The following is a 15,355-nucleotide window of genomic DNA, read 5'->3' on the forward strand; positions in this document are numbered from 1 at the left end:
CCCGACGGCACATCCCCCCAGTCTGCCGACCACGACTGAGAGCCATCTGAGCGCCCGGCACTTTCCCGGCCATCCCGATCGGGACCGGCTCACCCGCGAGCAGTGTCCGTCCCATCGCCGCCCGGTCCACCGCAGCGGGCAACGGCCGGGTTCACGCGAGGGTCCCGGCGCGAATCGGTGGAGTCACGGCGGTGGGAGAGGCCGCATTCGGTGCCGGATCGCGAGCATGTGATTGCGTGGGGTCCATTCGTCGACCCATTCCGGTGCCGGGAGGGCGGATTCGGTGACGTCGAGATCGGCGCGGGCGGCGGTGCTGAAGTCCTTGCGGAGGCGGTAGGCCTCTCGGATGAGCAGGAGCCAGTCGGCGTCATCGGTGAGTTCTCCGTATGCGAACCACTCGAGAGTCCATGTGCACCTGTTCAGTTCGTCGCCGACCGCCACCGCGGCCGGACTGCCGAGCAGTTGGACCTCCTGCCATCGCTGGATACGCTCGCGCTCGAGTTCGCCGAGTTGAGTCACGCCGTCCTGCAGGGACATTCCCTGGGGGTCGGTCGAACCCGTGCGAATGCGCACGAGGCGAGCGGCCAACGTGTGCATCGCCCTGGTGACGATGAGGTACTCCGAGTAGATCTGTAGCCGGCGCTCGTCCCATCGTGCGGCCTGGGTGCGGTTCCACTTGGACCGCTCGTTGACGTAGGAGGCGAGGAAGGTGATCCCGCCGCCGATGACCACCCCGCTCAGCGTGCCGAGCAATTGAGACAACACAGCCGAATACTATTCGCGGCACCGGATTTGCCGTCCATCACCGGTCGCGATCACGCCGCAACGGCGCGCGCCCCGGGGTTCGTGGATCCCGTCGCGCCCCGCCACCGGTGCCGACTACCGGGTCGTGGCCGGTGAGGCTATGCCGGATTCGTCGAGTCGTTGGCGCAGCAGCAGCCAGGATTGGGTGGTGAGGCGGTCGATGAGTTGGTCGAGGGTGTCGCCCGGGTGGTCGAGCCACCACTGGATGGAGGCGTCGATCAGGCCGTGGACCGCGACGATGAAACCGTCGGCCTCGCCGCGCTGGTCGAAGAAGTCGGGGATGTATTGCTTTGCGGCCAAGGCGATTTCGAAGGCGAATCCGCTCTCGCTGCTGCCCGGCTGGTCGCTGCGCGCGTAGCGGCGGCTGACCAGGAACTGGAACAGATTCGGGTGCTCGTGCGCCCAGGTGACGTGGTGGGCGATGGGGCCGCGGATGGCGGCCATGGCGGTCTGGTGCTCGCGCATTCCGGCGCGGATGCGGGCCTTGTGTTCGCGGTAGAGGGTCAGGGTCACTTCCCGATCCAGCTCTTCCTTGCTCGAGAAATGCCGGTAGATGTGCGTCCGGTTGAGTCCCGCGCGGGTGGCGAAGTCGCCGGTGCTCGCGGCGGGTCCTTCGGTTTCGATCGCGGCGATCGCGGCGGTGATGATCTCCCGGCGGCGTTCTTCTCCCCGGTTGGCACGGCTCGCCTCGCGCCGTGCGCGCAAGCTGTCGTGAGTGTGCACCACCGCACCACCCTATCCCGGTGAGGGGTTGCGGAGGCCATCGAGGTTGGTACACCATGTACCCGAAATGGGTACATGGTGTACCAGTGCCCGGGTTGAGTCAGGAGAACCATGTCGACATACCGCTCCAGCTGGCACGACGAGGATCTGGACGCGCTGCGTGAACTCGCGCGTTCCTTCTGCGAGAAGGAGCTCGAGCCCAATCTGGCACGCTTCGCCGAACAGCATCACGTGGACCGCGACCTGTGGAACAAGGCGGGCGCGCTGGGGCTGTTGTGCATGTCGATCCCGGAGATCTACGGCGGTGGCGGCGGGACCTTCGCGCACGAGGCCGTGCTGATCGAGGAGCAGGCCCGCGTCGGCGATACGGCCTGGGGTGCGAGCCTGCACAGCGGAATCGTCGCGCACTACCTGTTCGCCTACGGGACCGAGGAGCAGAAGCGGCGCTGGCTTCCGGGCATGGCCTCGGGCGAGGTGGTCGGCGCGATCGCGATGACCGAACCCGGCACCGGGTCGGACCTGCAGAACGTCAAGACCAGGGCGCTGCGCGACGGCGACGAGTACGTCGTGAACGGCGCGAAGACCTTCATCACCAATGGCCAGCAGGCCGATCTGATCATCGTGGTGGCCAAGACCGACACCACCGCCAAGGCCGATGGCATCTCGCTGATCCTGGTGGAGGCCGACCGCGCCGGATTCCGTCGCGGCCGCGTGCTGGACAAGATCGGGCAGAAGGGCCAGGACACCTCGGAGCTGTTCTTCGAGGATGTCCGGATTCCGGTGAGCAATCTGCTCGGTGAGCAGGAGGGGCAGGGTTTCGTCCAGCTCATGCAGCAGCTGCCCCAGGAGCGGTTGATCATCGCGGTCGGCGGTGTGGCGGGCATGGAATCGGCACTGGCGCAGACCCTCGCGTACACCAAGGAGCGGCACGCGTTCGGCAAGCCGATCTTCGCGTTCCAGAACACCAAGTTCACCCTCGCCGAGGTCGCCACCGAATCCCGCGTCGCCCGGGTCTTCGTCGATGACTGCGTGTCACGGCACATCAAGGGCGAGTTGGATATTCAAACCGTGGCGATGGCGAAGTGGTGGGTCACCGACCGTGCCATGGTGGTCGCCGACGAGTGCCTCCAACTCTTCGGCGGCTACGGCTACATGACCGAATATCCGATCTCGCGCATGTGGACCGACGCTCGCGTGCAGAAGATCTACGCCGGGACCAACGAGATCATGAAGGAGATCATCGCGCGCACCCTCTGATCGAGTCCTGTTGTCCGAGAACAGGTCACGTGCTGTCACCGAGAACGCGGCGGCACGCGGCCGGCTCGTCAGTCGAGCAGTTCGTCGAGATATCTGCCGGGGTTCTCGAGGAACGAGCGGGTGATGCGGTAGTGCTCGGTGTCCTCGTAGTCCACGAGTTCGCAGCCGTCCTCGTCGATCTGGTAGATCCAGGCGTCGGGGTAGGACATGAGGATGGGCGAGTGGGTGGCGATGAGGAACTGGGACCGGGCGCGGACCAATTCGTGCATGCGGGCGATCATGGCCAGCTGGCGGCTCGGGGACAGGGCGGCTTCGGGCTCGTCCAGGACATAGAAGCCGTGGCCGCCGAAGCGGTGCATCATGAGCGCGAAGAACGACTCGCCGTGCGATTGCTCGTGGAGTGAGACGCCGCCGTAGGAGTCGAGCAGGGGTGGGCCGCCGAGCGCCTCGCGGTCGAGGTCCTCGATGGCGGTGGCGACATTGAAGAAGCTCTCCGCGCGCAGGAAGAATCCGTCGCGCGGTTTGTCGATCGACTTCACCAGTCGCAGATGATCGTTCAGTTCCGAATGCGATCCCCGGGTGGAGAAGGTGAAGTTCTTGGTGCCGCCTTCGGGATTGAACCCCCAGGCCGTGGCGATCGCCTCCAGAAGCGTCGACTTGCCGCTGCCGTTCTCGCCCACGAGGAAGGTGACCCGAGGATGCAATTCCAACTCGGACAACCCGCGGATCACCGGCAGGGAGAACGGATAGTCCTCGAACGAGGGCACGCTGGGCCGGTCGAGAACGGCTCGCCGAAGGTACGAGGAATTCACCGGCGGGTGTCCCCGGCGGGATGGTGCCGACCCGGTGCACGCTCGCGGACCGTCCGCGGAACAGGGTCTGCGGACGGGCCGCTCACCGGATGCGGAATCGCCATCCGGCAAGTTTGCCGGAAATCAACCGACCTGAGTCTCAGGGCGGTGAGGCCGGCCGCGAAGGTCCGGGGGATCGCGGCCGGCGGTCGCTCAGTGGGTCGTGGAGTTCGTGGCGACGATCGCGGTGGCCCGGCCGAAGACGCGGCGGCCGCCGTGCGTGGCGGTGAGGCTGATCGTGGCCGACTCGCCGTCCACCGCGGTGACCGATCCGATGAGCTCGACCGTGCTGCGCTCGCCCGGGGTGAGCAGGACGGGGTTGGTCATGCGAACGCTGAAGTGGCGCAACGCGGTCGGGTCGCCGATCGCGTTCGACACGAAGTCCGCGCCGAGTCCGATCGAGAGCATGCCGTGCACGACGATGCCCGAGTCGAAGCCCGCGCGGGCGGCCAGGGGAGCGTGCCAGTGGATCGGGTTCGGATCGCCGGACACCCCGGCGTAGTGCACGATGTCGCCGAAGGTGAGCGAGTACGTCCGCGCGGGCAGGATGTCACCGACGCGCAGGTGTGACGGGTAGTCCGTCCGGGAGTTCGGCGATGCGGAGGCGTCGGGGGCGGGAACCTCGCACGGCTCCAGACGTGCAGGGGCGGTGTCGAGTCCACTGCGGATCACGCTGGTGCCGATATCGGTGAGCTCCCGGGTCAGGTCGTTGCCGGTGCTGCGAGCGATGAGTCCGGTGTGACTGGCGACGACCAGGTGCCCGTGCTGGTTGGTGACGTAGTTGGTGACCGTCATCAGATCCCCGCCGAAGGCCTGCCGGAACGATTCGAGGCCGATATTGCTGCTGAGCCGGTCTCCGGCCACGATCGGGTGGTGGTAGTCGAGGATCTGGCTGGTCTGCACGGCGCTGGTCAGATCCAGGGACGGCATCATGGCGGTGAGCGCGGACTGCGCGGAGCTGCCGAGCAGTGCGACGAAGGTCGGGGGAGCCAGCAGTCCGGGGTAGCCGTGCGCGCGGGACCACGCATCGTCGAGGTGAGCGGGATGGGAATTGGCTGTGGCACGGGCGAATTCACGGATCTTCTCGCGCCCCACCTCGTAGTAGTCGGGGATGCGGAACGTGTGCCCGATCAGCGCGTCCAGCTCGGCGTGACGATCGATGAGAGCGACCATCCTCATGCTCCTTCGGTGTAGGCGTGGGTGTGCGGGCGCCAGAGCTTCGCTGTGCAATTGCTGTTGGATTGGCGGACCGCAGAGTACAGGGTGCGCGGGCGGGTTCCAGGTGGGAAAACGCGTCGCAGATGTGATTCATGTCACTTGATTGGACCAATCGCTGGCTGTTGTCTACGCGAACTGTTGGTGGCGAGGTGATCGTCCGATTCCGAATCGAAGGAGGCTCTGTGCGCACGTCCAGGTCGAGGTTGATCGCGAATGTCTTGGGTATCGGTGTGGCGATCATGACCATGGTGGGGACCGTTCCCTGCACCGCGCACGCGGGTGCGATCTTCCCCGTGGCGGACAAGGACGGGTTCTATTACGGCCCAGCCGATCTCGGTGCTTTCGCACCGGGCGACGTGCTGCGTTCACGACCGGTCGCGGCGCATCCGTGGCCCGGGTCGACGGTGTGGCAGCTGGCGTATCGGTCCGCCGATTCCTCGGGCGCGCCGATCTCGGCGGTGACCACGCTGATCGTGCCCCCGGGCGCTGCCGGGCGTCCGGTGGTGTCGTATCAGCCGTTCGTGAATTCGCTGGGTCTGCAGTGCGCGCCCTCGCACGCGCTGTTCGACGGCGGCCTGAAGGAGTCCGCGGCACTGAACATGCTGCTCGCGCGGGGCTGGGCGGTGGCGGTTCCGGATCACCTGGGCCCGACCAGCGCTTACGGTGCGGCCCGGATGGGCGGGCAGATCACGCTCGACGGCATTCGGGCGGTCAAGCGGTTCGCTCCCGCGGGCCTCGCGGATTCACCGGTCGGCATGGCCGGCTACTCCGGCGGCGCGATGTCGACCGGTTTCGCGGCCGCGCTGGCTCCCGATTACGCACCGGAACTGTCCATCGTGGGTTCCGCGGTCGGCGGCGTGCCGGTCAACCCGGGAAAGATGGCCCTGCAGATCGGTGACACCCCGCATCCGCTGTTCGGTCTCGGCTTCGCTGTCGCGGTCGGCCTCGAACGCGAATACCCGGCGGCCCTGCCGTTGGACCGGGCATTGACCCCGGCCGGATTCGCGATGCGTGAGCGGATTGCGAATTCCTGTGTGGACGACATCATTTCCGCCGGTGCGGGTCACTCGATCGGTGAGATGTTCAACCGTGGCATGGAGAACGATCCGGCGATGATCGCCGCGATGCATGAGAATTCGCTCGAGATCGCCCCCGAGGTACCCCGTGTGCCGGTCTACGAGTGGCACGGCGGCAACGACCAGGTCCCGCTGGACCTCGCCCGCGCCACCGCCGGAAGGTATTGCGCCGCGGGAACTCCCGTCCAATTCGACGTCATTCCCGGGACTGATCACGCCACGGCCATCGCCCCCGGTGCGATGAATGCGGTGGGCTACCTCGCGGACCGGTTCGCGGGCCGTCCCGCCCCGTCGAATTGCTGAATTCGTAGCGCGGTGACTCGCTGACACGGTGCCCGGACGGTGTGGCGAAAGCGCACTGTCCGGGCGCCGTCGTGTGGCGGGGCCGCGACGATTCGATGTGCCCCGGCCACGCGGCTCACTGTGCGGCGGTGAGAGCGAGCAGCACCCGGTGTGCGCGAGCGCTCATCTGCGCGGCCGTCTGATCGGGATTGTCCAGCCACCACGACACGACCGCGCTCACACTGTTCATCCAGACGCGCGTGAGCACGGCGAGATCACGCGGATCGGTGAGTTCGGCCGTCGCGAACGCGGATCCGACTCCGGTGGCGGCCTGTTCGGCGATGGTCGCGCGATGGCGGCGTGCGGTGACGGCGGCGTCCGAGTCGCGGGGAACGCTGCGGTCGTAGAGCACGTTCCAGTCGTGGGGGCGTGGTTCCAGCGCGGTGAAGATGGCATCGAGCACCGCCGTCGCGGCGCTGCGGAAGCTCGGGTCCGATGTCGCCATGGCGTCGGCGATCCCGGCGGACAAGGCCGATCCGGCCCGCTCCGCGCACGCCGCGAACAGGCCGTCCTTCGATGAGAAATATTGGTATACAAGCGGTTTGGACACCCCCGCGCGTGCGGCGACATCGGCGACAAGGACCGCGGCATAGCCCCTGGTCCCGAATTCCACGGCGGCCGCGTCCAGGATCTGCGCCTCCCGCTCGTCGCGCGGCATGCCTTTGCTGCCGGATCTGCTCGCCATCTGCTCACCGCCTCCTGTCCGGGAACCTCGATCGACGGTAGTGGTTCGTACGTTCGAACCTCGATCTCGCCCGCCGGGTAAAGCATGACACATCAAATGACTCGTAGGTCAATTCTGTCTGCTACCGTCGGTAACGTATACAATGCTGTAGCGAGAGGAATCCCGAGATGGGCTGGAAAGACGCTGTACTCCACACTCTTCAACGCGGCGCGTCCGCGTCCTACGGATTGCGTGGCACGCCGTTCGACCCGGAGACCGCGTTCCATCCGCCTCGCGGCCGATACGCCACCGCGCACTACGGCCTGATGCTGCCGAATCTTCCCGCGCCCCTGAACTTCCTCGATGTGATCGCGGTGATCGGTCAACCTCGGATCACGTTGTGGCGCAACGATCATCTGGTCGAGACCACCGATGCCGACACCGCGAACCTGCTCATCGGCTCCGCTGTGCGTTTCCCCGGTCAGTTCCGGGGCTACCGGGTCGGACGTGATCTCGAGCTGGCTCCCGACGCGAGCGTGATCCGCTTCGGTGACGACTTCGAGCTCTCGGGCACCCACCCCCATTTCACGGTCGCCTACCGAAACCCCGAGTTCGAACTCGACCTGCGTGTGCACGCCACCGACAAGATCTCCCACTTCGCCAAGCTGCGCGGCGGCCTGTACGACCACTGGTCGCTGCTGTGCACGTACGAGGGGACCGTCGTGTTCGGCGGCCGCACGATCGAGCTGTCCGGACTCAACACTCTGGAATATGCACGCGGCGTTGCCGTTCCGCTGCCGTTCACGTTCTTCACCTACCACGTCATCAATATCGACGACACCACCCAGGTGCTCATGACGGAGGTGCGCGGGCCGTTCGGCCTGCCCGTTCAGCAGGCGGTCTACGTCCGCTCGCTCACCGATCACGGCGGCACCTACGAGAACAATTTCGCCCTCGATATCCACCGGCTCGAACCCACCGCCCGCGAGACTCCCAACGGGCTGTCGATGCGCTTGGCACAGGAGTTCACCTGGAGCGTCGATGACACGAACGGCAACGCGCTCATCGAGATTCACGGCACCGGCAACGACGACTACGTCTACGGAATGGCCGGCGGATACGTCGGCAGCTACTGGTACACCGGCCGGTTCCGCGGCAAAGCGGTCACCGGAACCGGGTACATCGAATACATCGGCACACGCTGAGCCCTGAATCCGGAACGAACTCGGGCCTGCGCCGAGCAACGCCAGATCCGCTGCGACGGTACGCCGGGCGCACCGCGCAGCGGCTACGCGAGGGGCGTGATGGCGGGATCGCGTCCGATTCCGCTCAGCGCACGACCTCGTACACGAGCTTGGCGACGCCGTTGGAGTAGGTCTCCGACTCCCGCAGGCGCAATTGCCGCTTGTCCCGGTCCGCGCGGCTGAACAGGCTCTTGCCCTCGCCCAGCAGCACCGGGAACACCAGCAGGTTGTACCGGTCGATCAGATCGGCGTCGGACAGGCTCCGGGCCAGCTCGGCGCTGCCGTGCACGAAGATCGCGCCGCCCTCGGTCTGCTTGAGTGCGGCGATGTCGTCGACGGAGCGCAGGATCGTGGTGGAACCCCAGCCCTCGAGCAGATCGCTGTCGTTCAATCCGGTCGAGAGCACGTACTTGGGCAGCTCTTTGTACACGGAGTGCTCGGGCGAATCGCGCCAGACCGGCGCGAACGCCTCGTAACTGCGGCGGCCGAACAGCAGCGCCGTGGTATCGGCGAGCTCCTCGCCCTTGAGCGAGTAGGCCTCGGGCACGAACTCGGTCTCGCGCACCCAGCCGCCGCTGCGGTGCCCCTCCACCTTCCCGCCCGGTGAATCCACGACGCCGTCCACCGACATGAAGCCCGTGTAGACGAGTTCGCGTGTCATGTAGTCCTCCTGAGGTCGAATGGTGGAGGTCGCCCGACCGCCGCTTGCCGCAAGCCTATCGGTCAGTCGATATCGCGGTCTCGGACAGCGACGACATCGTCCCCGGTACGCAGAAACTCCACGAGACCACGGGGAAGTCCGTGCGTGTCGTGCAGGTATCGGTAGTCGTCCTCATCGAGAGGGCCGGTGAATCGGCGGTGGGAGAGCACCTGTTCTCCGCGCCGGAGCAGCGACCGGAATTTGTGTTCCTCGTGCAGCAGAACGGTGCGCACCCGGTGTGGATCGCGTAGCTGGCGGAAGTGGTCGAGGGTGTGCCGCACGAGGTCCACCGGCAGATCGGACAGGGTTCGGGTGGGGTCCTCGCGCCACAGGGTGGTCAGCATCCGGCGGATCAATCGGCGCAGGATGTGGCCGCGTCCGTTCGGGGACGGCATCACCTCGTCGCCGAGAATGACGACGCCGGAACGCAGGTGATCCGACAGCACCCGCGACGTCGGCTCGTCCAGCGGTCCCCAGAGCTCGGTGAGGCCGGTCGTCCACGGCTCGAAGACATCGATCTCGAATACGGACGGCATGCCCTGCAGGATTCGCACCAGCCGCTCGACCCCGAGCCCGGTGTCGATACAGGGCCTGCGCAGCGGTTCGAGGCTGCCGTCCGGATGCCGGAGGTAGCGCATCATGACGTGATTCCACACCTCCACCCATCGATCGTCGGAAGTCGGTGTGCCGCGCGGCTTTTCGGGGCCGGTCCAGAGGAAGATCTCGGTATCGGGACCGCACAGTCCGGTGGGTCCGTTGGACCACCAGTTCTCGTGTGTGGTCGGTTCGACCGGTATCCCCAGTTCGTCCCAGACCCGCCACGATTCGTGATCCGGCGGCACTTGATCGTCTCCGCCGAAAACCGTGACGTGCAGGCGATCGGGCTCGATACCGAACCCGTCGCGCAGCAGCTCATGGCCCCACCGCACGCTCTGTGGGCAGTCGTAGTCGTCGAACGACCACGACCCGAGCATCTCGAAGACGGTGAGGTGGGTGCTGTCGCCGACCTCGTCGAGATCGGTGGTGCGCAGGCAGCGTTGCAGTCCGGTCAGGCGGCGGCCCAGCGGATGTCGGCCGACGCTCAGATGCGGGGTGAGCGGATGCATTCCGGAGGTGGTGAACAGCACCGGGTCCCCGGGCGGGGGCACGAGTGATCCACCCGGCGTGCGCCGGTGCCCGCGCTCGTGGAAGAAGTCGAGGAAGGTGCTGATGGTCTGATCGGTGGTGATCATGGTGGGTGCTCCGTCGAATCGATATCGACCGGAAGCGACCGCACAGGGCAAGTCGGGCAACGAGACTCGGCGCACCGGCGGACGTTTCCGGTCGCCGGTGGGGAGAAGAGGTCAGGCAGCGGCGGCCGGGGAGCTGATAGCTCGCGCGGCAGCGGCGGTGAATCGCGAAGGGACTCGCATGACGGCACGGTAGCAATGACGCCGCGGCGGGCGCGAGCGATTATCTAGCAGGCCACTGGTGCGCCGGTCGATACGCTCCCCATGGTTCGCCTGCGTCTGGGCTGAAGTTCGGAAGCGGTACCACTCAGCGCCCGGGTTCGAGCCAATGGCTCGGCGGCACCGTGCTCGTGGGCCACGGCTTGGTGATCGGTCCCACTTCGACCCCCGCCGGCTGCATTTCCGGCCGGCTGACATGCTGCTGCAGCGCTAGGCCCCCGAGGCACAGGGCCAGCGCTGTCATCGCACCGACCACCGGCCGAACCAATTCCCGCAGCGGTCGCAGTCCATTCATTCGGCAATCCCGTCATTGTCCCGCCCCGACTGAATCGCGCTGGAACGCATCATGTTACGAGCCGTCGAGGGTCACGCAGGCCGAAACCGCGCCGGAAGATGAACGGGTGGTATCCATCGGCGGGTTCAGACCGGCGGGGCGCGTGCGGCAGTGATTTCACGCCCATCGTGATAGCTCGGAGTGGCCGGAGTGATCCTGGGCGTTGATTGCGCGAATCCGGCAGTGTTCGGCGAAGATTCGTCGAGTTCGAATCTGCGTGTTCACAGGAGAAAGTGCTTGATGAGTGTCATTGGTAAGGTCGTCGTCGCGGTCGCTGCGGCGGGTTTCGCGGCGGGGTCGATGATCGGGGCCGGTACGGCGGATGCTGTTGTCACTCCGGACGGGTCCGACCTGTTCGCCGCGATCGCCTTCAGCCTGGACGGGTGGAATTACGGCACCAGTGTCGATGTGGCGAATCCGGAGCTGGCGATAAACCAGGCGCTGGACAACTGCGCCTGGGACGGCGCCACCGATTGTGTTGTGCTGGCGCACTGGGCGAACGGGTGTGGCGCGCTGGTGTACACCGACAACGACACCAGCTACGGCGTCGGAACCGGTGTGGGGCCCGATCGAGAATCTGCGTTGCGGGGCGCCTATTCGAGTCTTTCCCGCTATTACCCGCCCTCCATTCTCGCCAATGTCGGGTCCGCGGAACTCTCTCAGACCCACGTCAGTGAGGTGGTCTGCACAGCCGACGTGTGACTGGCTGGGGCGTGCCGCCGACGGTGAGGACTGTCGGCGGCGCGTGCTACAACTCGAGTTCCGACTGGAGGTGTGATGATCAGATTGCTTCGCGCGATGCTCGCGGTACTGGCGATCGTGCCTGGGGCGGTGGGGTGCGCCGGTGAACCCGATGAGAGTCGTTCGACAGTGAGGACTTCGCCTTCCATGCAGAGCAATTCACCGAAGTCGGTGCTACCCGGCGAGGAATCGCTGTTGGTGCGAACGGATTTCACCGACGACGCCGCGTGGCGCGCGACGCTCGAGGCGGTGAATCGGTCGTACGAGCCGGACGGACTCGATGTGATGTACGGACTCACCGTCGTCGACGAGCCCGCCCTGACCGCCGTCACGGTCGAGGGTCTCGAGAAGCTGCTGACACCGCAGTCCTACTACATCTACATCGTCGATGAACGGGCCATCCGCGATCCCGAGCATCCGATCCTGGTCGTCGATCACAGCGGCGGCGGTGAGCCTGGTCCGACCCTGCCGACCTTCCGGATTCTTCCGCGCGAGGTGTGTCTGGTCGAAGTCAATCTCACGCAGGCGAACATGGACTTCGAAGACTTTGCGGGAGCGGTCGATTCGGACGGAGTGTTCCGCGGCTTCGGGGATTGAGGACCACTGTCGCGAAGACGGCTGACGGGCCGTAAGAGGGATCCGATAGCGTGAAGTGCCGGGCGGCGCAGCCTCCCGTGCGAGAGGGTGCATGCTCGGCCTGCGAGACGACGGGAGACTCCGATGGGTTCGTTCGATGTACCGCTGCAGGACGAACGCACCCAGCTCGATGCGTTCATCGAGGAGTACCGCACGGCCATGGAGAAGACTCTCGACGGCCTCACCGAGGAGCAGGCCCGCCGCCGGCTCGTCCCCTCCGCGACCACCTTGCTCGGTCTGCTCAAGCACGTCACCTGGATGCAACGGGTGTGGTTCGAGGAGTGCGTCGGCGGCACGACCCGCCGCGAGCTCGGCCTGGTGCAGAGTCCGGACGATTCCTTCCGCCTCTCCGACGACGACACCATCGCCTCGGTGACCGCTGCGCACCGAGCGGCCTGCGCCACCGCCCGCGCAACCGTCGCCGACCTCCCCCTGACCGCCATCGCGACGGGCCACCGCTCCGGCCCGCGCACCCTCCACTGGGTCTACCTGCAGGTACTGCGTGAACTCGCCCACCACTGCGGCCACGCCGACATCCTCCGCGAACAGATTCTCACCGACTGAGTCGAACGGGATCGGGCATCGTCAGCTGCACCAGGATCGCGCCGCACAGCATCACCGCCGCGCCGAGCAACTGTGCTGGACGCAGCGATTGGCCGAGCAACAGCCATGCGAGTGCGGCGGCGACGAGTGGTTCCACCACGGCCAGCACACCGGCCAGCGTGGCGGGCAGGGTACGCAAGGCATGAAGCCCGGCCACGTAGGGCAATACCGTCCCGGCCACAGCCAATACCAGCAGCACCAGCCATATCGGTGTGCGCAGATCGCCGAGTATCGCTGGGGCGGTGAGCAAGTCGGTCGGCACGGGCCATACCCGGGCGAACACCGTGATCACCACCGCGCCGACGGCCAACCCGATCGCGGTCAGTCCGACGGGGTCGTGCGTGCGCGCGCCGTGCTCGCCGAGGATGAAGAATCCAGCCGAGCAGACCGCCGCGCCCAGACCTGCCGCGATGCCCAGCACGTCCAGCCGTGTGCTCTCCCAGACCTGCGCGACGAGGACGAGTCCGACCATCGTCGATCCGATTCCCAGCCACACCGGTCCGGGGAGTCGGACGCGTCGCACGAGCTGCACCCACAGCGCGATCAGCGCCGGTGCGAGATTGACCAGAACCATCGCCACCCCCACCGGAACCCGCTCCACCGCAACGAAAAACAGGAGCTGCACCCCGGCCACGCCGACGACCCCGCTGCCCAGCAACAGCCACACGTCACCCCACCCGAACCTCAGTGCCCACGGCCTGACCACGGCGACCACGGGCACGAGAACCACCGCCGCCAGCGTGATGCGCGCCGCTGTCACCGCGGCCGCCGACCAGCCCGCCATCATCACCGCCTTCGCCAGCGGCCCCGAACTCGCGAACAGCACCCACGACGTCACACTCCACCCGGTAGCCCGGCTCCGGACCGACACCCACCCATCGCTTCTCGTCACCCCTGCACTGTGGGCACGCCGATCCTGGGTGTCCACAGAATTACCCGTGGTCAGCCGATGTGCGGCAGGCCACCGCCCCGAACACCGCACACCGTGCCGCGGAGCTCGGCGCGCGGTCGGGCATGATCGGCCTCACCATGATCACCACGGCGTTTCTCCAGTACTCGGGCAAAGGTCCCATGCGTGATGAGGAGACGCTGCTACAGCAGGGTCTCGGTCGCCTCGGGATTCCTGTGCGGTACTACACGATCAAGCGAATTCACCGGCGGCAGTTGCCGTTGGGAGCGGATACGTTCATCGCCGGTGACATGGACGCGATGCACGGCGCAATGGGGCAACTCGGGATCGCTGTACCACCACCGGACGATTACCCGGAGGCGTTGAACGAATTCCTCGGGCGTCGAGTATGGAACTCGACACTCACGGACGTGGAGCGGGGACTCGAAATCGGCTCCATGCCTGCGGTATTCGTGAAGCCCGCGGAGCGGCGGAAGTATTTCACCGGGGCTGTCTGCTATTCGGAACGAGATATCGCCGCACTGGGCAATGTGAGTCGCAGACAGCGGGTCTGGTGTTCGCAGGTGGTCCAGTGGGTTACGGAGTATCGGATCTATGTGATCGAAGATCGCGTTGTGTCGATCGGCCACTACGACGGCGACGCGTCGATGGCGCTCGATATGAATGTGGTCGAGGCAGCGGTCGCCGCGTATCGCGGCTCGGGAACCGCACCAGCGGCCTACGGTATCGACTTCGGAGTGCTGGTGAACGGTGTGACCGCGCTCGTGGAGGCGAATGATGGGTATGCGCTCGGCGCGTACGGCATCGGTGCGGACCTGTACACGGAATTGGTGATGCGGCGGTGGGACGAGCTGTTGGCGGCCGCGATGCCGTAGCGCGGGCTTTCTCAGTGTCCGATCATGTCGCGGATCGTCTCGGCGATCGCGTCCGGGCGGAGCCAGGCGATAGTCGAATGTCCGACGTCGTGCAGGTGGCGGATCTCGGCCTGGGGGAGGGCGGTGGTCAGGTCGGTGTACAGGCGGTTCTTGGTGTGGGTGGACTCGGCCAGGGAGGCGTGCGCCTCGGGCGGAGTGAGTTCCTCGGCGATGGTGTCGGTGCCCATCGCGGCTATGACGGTGAGGGGCACATCCGGGTCGGGACCGGCGGCGCGGACCTCGTCGAAGAGGCGAGGCAGGTTCATCGGTTCGCGCAGGGATTGTCGAAAGCCGTTGTGGCTGAACCCCTGATCCAGCAGCGGCTCACGGAGGTCGGCGGGCCATTCGGCCAGGGCTTGGCCGAAGGCGGCGCGGTAGGTGGCGCGCATCGCGTCGAGCCGGTCGGGTGGGAGCGGGTCGGCGGTACTCGGGTTGCTCAGTAGTCGCGCCTTCTCCTCGGAGAGGTAGTCGACGATCTGCTCGTGTGTGGGGTCGAGCAGCACCATGCCGACTACGTCGCCGGGAAACCGCTTCGCGTAGAGGCGTGCGTACAAGCCGCCGAGCGAATGCCCGACCAGGACGTACGGGCCGGGCACGTTCGCGACGCGCAGCAATTCGCGCAGATCATCGGTCACCTGTATGCCGCTGCGCGGCAACTCCGCCGACGAACTCCAGCCCAGACCCCGGCGGTCGTAGAGCACGCTCGTGGTGAACCCGGCCACGAGTTCGTGCACCTTCCAGTAGTACAGCCCTGACATCCCGCCGCCGGCCAGGAACACCACGGGTGGTCCGCCGATGCCGGAGCGATGCAGCAGCAGTGCCCCGTCCGCGAGTTCGTGGAGCGTTCCCCTCGGAGCGTTCGCCGTATGTGCGGTGTCTTCCACCATGCC

Annotated in this window: 17 protein-coding genes; 7 read left to right on the top strand and 10 right to left on the bottom strand. The window is 66.5% G+C overall.

Features of this window, described 5'->3' with window-relative positions; genetic code table 11:
- Nucleotides 1-183 precede the first annotated feature (183 nt).
- Complete coding sequence (locus NJ1_RS13880; RefSeq protein ID WP_157573948.1) at nucleotides 184-765, bottom strand: hypothetical protein; 582 nt, start codon at nucleotides 763-765, stop codon at nucleotides 184-186.
- A gap of 114 nt (nucleotides 766-879) precedes the next feature.
- The gene (locus tag NJ1_RS13885; protein ID WP_067693098.1) at nucleotides 880-1,530 is read right to left on the bottom strand and encodes a TetR/AcrR family transcriptional regulator; all 651 of its coding nucleotides are present in this window, start codon (nucleotides 1,528-1,530) and stop codon (nucleotides 880-882) included.
- Between the two features lie 108 nt (nucleotides 1,531-1,638).
- Between NJ1_RS13885 and NJ1_RS13890 the strand changes: the two genes are divergently transcribed.
- Nucleotides 1,639-2,784, top strand: coding sequence for an acyl-CoA dehydrogenase family protein (locus tag NJ1_RS13890; RefSeq protein ID WP_067693101.1), 1,146 nt, complete (start codon nucleotides 1,639-1,641; stop codon nucleotides 2,782-2,784).
- A 68-nt stretch (nucleotides 2,785-2,852) separates the two neighbouring features.
- On the opposite strand, the gene NJ1_RS13895 is transcribed toward NJ1_RS13890, so the two are convergent.
- Both NJ1_RS13895 and NJ1_RS13900 read right to left on the bottom strand, forming a co-directional pair.
- Nucleotides 2,853-3,596, bottom strand: coding sequence for an AAA family ATPase (locus NJ1_RS13895; RefSeq protein WP_067693103.1), 744 nt, complete (start codon nucleotides 3,594-3,596; stop codon nucleotides 2,853-2,855).
- A gap of 192 nt (nucleotides 3,597-3,788) precedes the next feature.
- Complete coding sequence (locus NJ1_RS13900; protein ID WP_169813136.1) at nucleotides 3,789-4,808, bottom strand: FAS1-like dehydratase domain-containing protein; 1,020 nt, start codon at nucleotides 4,806-4,808, stop codon at nucleotides 3,789-3,791.
- Nucleotides 4,809-5,092: 284 nt separating this feature from the next.
- Between NJ1_RS13900 and NJ1_RS13905 the strand changes: the two genes are divergently transcribed.
- Complete coding sequence (locus NJ1_RS13905) at nucleotides 5,093-6,232, top strand: lipase family protein (RefSeq protein ID WP_067693872.1); 1,140 nt, start codon at nucleotides 5,093-5,095, stop codon at nucleotides 6,230-6,232.
- Nucleotides 6,233-6,347: 115 nt separating this feature from the next.
- Here NJ1_RS13905 and NJ1_RS13910 read toward each other — a convergent pair whose 3' ends face one another.
- On the bottom strand, nucleotides 6,348-6,956 hold the full coding sequence (locus NJ1_RS13910; RefSeq protein ID WP_067693109.1) for a TetR/AcrR family transcriptional regulator: 609 nt from the start codon (nucleotides 6,954-6,956) through the stop codon (nucleotides 6,348-6,350).
- Between the two features lie 167 nt (nucleotides 6,957-7,123).
- Here NJ1_RS13910 and NJ1_RS13915 point away from each other — a divergent pair, with 167 nt between their 5' ends.
- Nucleotides 7,124-8,140: a DUF6670 family protein gene (locus NJ1_RS13915; protein ID WP_067693112.1), complete on the top strand. Its 1,017-nt coding sequence runs from the start codon at nucleotides 7,124-7,126 to the stop codon at nucleotides 8,138-8,140.
- Nucleotides 8,141-8,264: 124 nt separating this feature from the next.
- Here NJ1_RS13915 and NJ1_RS13920 read toward each other — a convergent pair whose 3' ends face one another.
- The 3 genes from NJ1_RS13920 to NJ1_RS13930 form a co-directional block, all read right to left on the bottom strand.
- Complete coding sequence (locus NJ1_RS13920; protein WP_067693114.1) at nucleotides 8,265-8,840, bottom strand: dihydrofolate reductase family protein; 576 nt, start codon at nucleotides 8,838-8,840, stop codon at nucleotides 8,265-8,267.
- Nucleotides 8,841-8,902: 62 nt separating this feature from the next.
- Entirely contained in the window at nucleotides 8,903-10,111 is a 1,209-nt protein-coding gene (locus NJ1_RS13925) for an alanine--tRNA ligase-related protein (protein ID WP_084478166.1), read from the bottom strand.
- A gap of 304 nt (nucleotides 10,112-10,415) precedes the next feature.
- Nucleotides 10,416-10,622, bottom strand: coding sequence for a hypothetical protein (locus tag NJ1_RS13930; protein ID WP_067693117.1), 207 nt, complete (start codon nucleotides 10,620-10,622; stop codon nucleotides 10,416-10,418).
- Between the two features lie 279 nt (nucleotides 10,623-10,901).
- On the opposite strand from NJ1_RS13930, the gene NJ1_RS13935 reads away from it, so the two are divergent.
- From NJ1_RS13935 to NJ1_RS13945, 3 genes are all read left to right on the top strand, one after another.
- A complete protein-coding gene (locus tag NJ1_RS13935; RefSeq protein WP_067693120.1) occupies nucleotides 10,902-11,363 on the top strand; it encodes a DUF4189 domain-containing protein in 462 nt (153 codons plus the stop codon).
- A 186-nt stretch (nucleotides 11,364-11,549) separates the two neighbouring features.
- The gene (locus NJ1_RS13940) at nucleotides 11,550-11,999 is read left to right on the top strand and encodes a DUF6924 domain-containing protein (RefSeq protein WP_084478168.1); all 450 of its coding nucleotides are present in this window, start codon (nucleotides 11,550-11,552) and stop codon (nucleotides 11,997-11,999) included.
- A 123-nt stretch (nucleotides 12,000-12,122) separates the two neighbouring features.
- Nucleotides 12,123-12,602, top strand: a complete 480-nt coding sequence (locus NJ1_RS13945; protein ID WP_067693123.1) for a DinB family protein — start codon at nucleotides 12,123-12,125, stop codon at nucleotides 12,600-12,602.
- Here NJ1_RS13945 and NJ1_RS13950 read toward each other — a convergent pair.
- On the bottom strand, nucleotides 12,592-13,479 hold the full coding sequence (locus tag NJ1_RS13950; protein WP_218025191.1) for an EamA family transporter: 888 nt from the start codon (nucleotides 13,477-13,479) through the stop codon (nucleotides 12,592-12,594). The two genes, NJ1_RS13945 and NJ1_RS13950, sit on opposite strands and share 11 nt — an antisense overlap.
- Before the next feature lie 113 nt (nucleotides 13,480-13,592).
- On the opposite strand from NJ1_RS13950, the gene NJ1_RS13955 reads away from it, so the two are divergent.
- Nucleotides 13,593-14,426 (top strand): ATP-grasp domain-containing protein, encoded by an 834-nt coding sequence (locus NJ1_RS13955; RefSeq protein WP_084478170.1) that lies wholly within the window; start codon nucleotides 13,593-13,595, stop codon nucleotides 14,424-14,426.
- Between the two features lie 11 nt (nucleotides 14,427-14,437).
- On the opposite strand, the gene NJ1_RS13960 is transcribed toward NJ1_RS13955, so the two are convergent.
- Nucleotides 14,438-15,352, bottom strand: a complete 915-nt coding sequence (locus NJ1_RS13960) for an alpha/beta fold hydrolase (RefSeq protein WP_157573949.1) — start codon at nucleotides 15,350-15,352, stop codon at nucleotides 14,438-14,440.
- Nucleotides 15,353-15,355: the final 3 nt, after the last annotated feature.

Origin of the sequence: Nocardia jejuensis NBRC 103114 (assembly GCF_001613145.1) — a bacterium.
Lineage (GTDB): Bacteria > Actinomycetota > Actinomycetes > Mycobacteriales > Mycobacteriaceae > Nocardia > Nocardia jejuensis.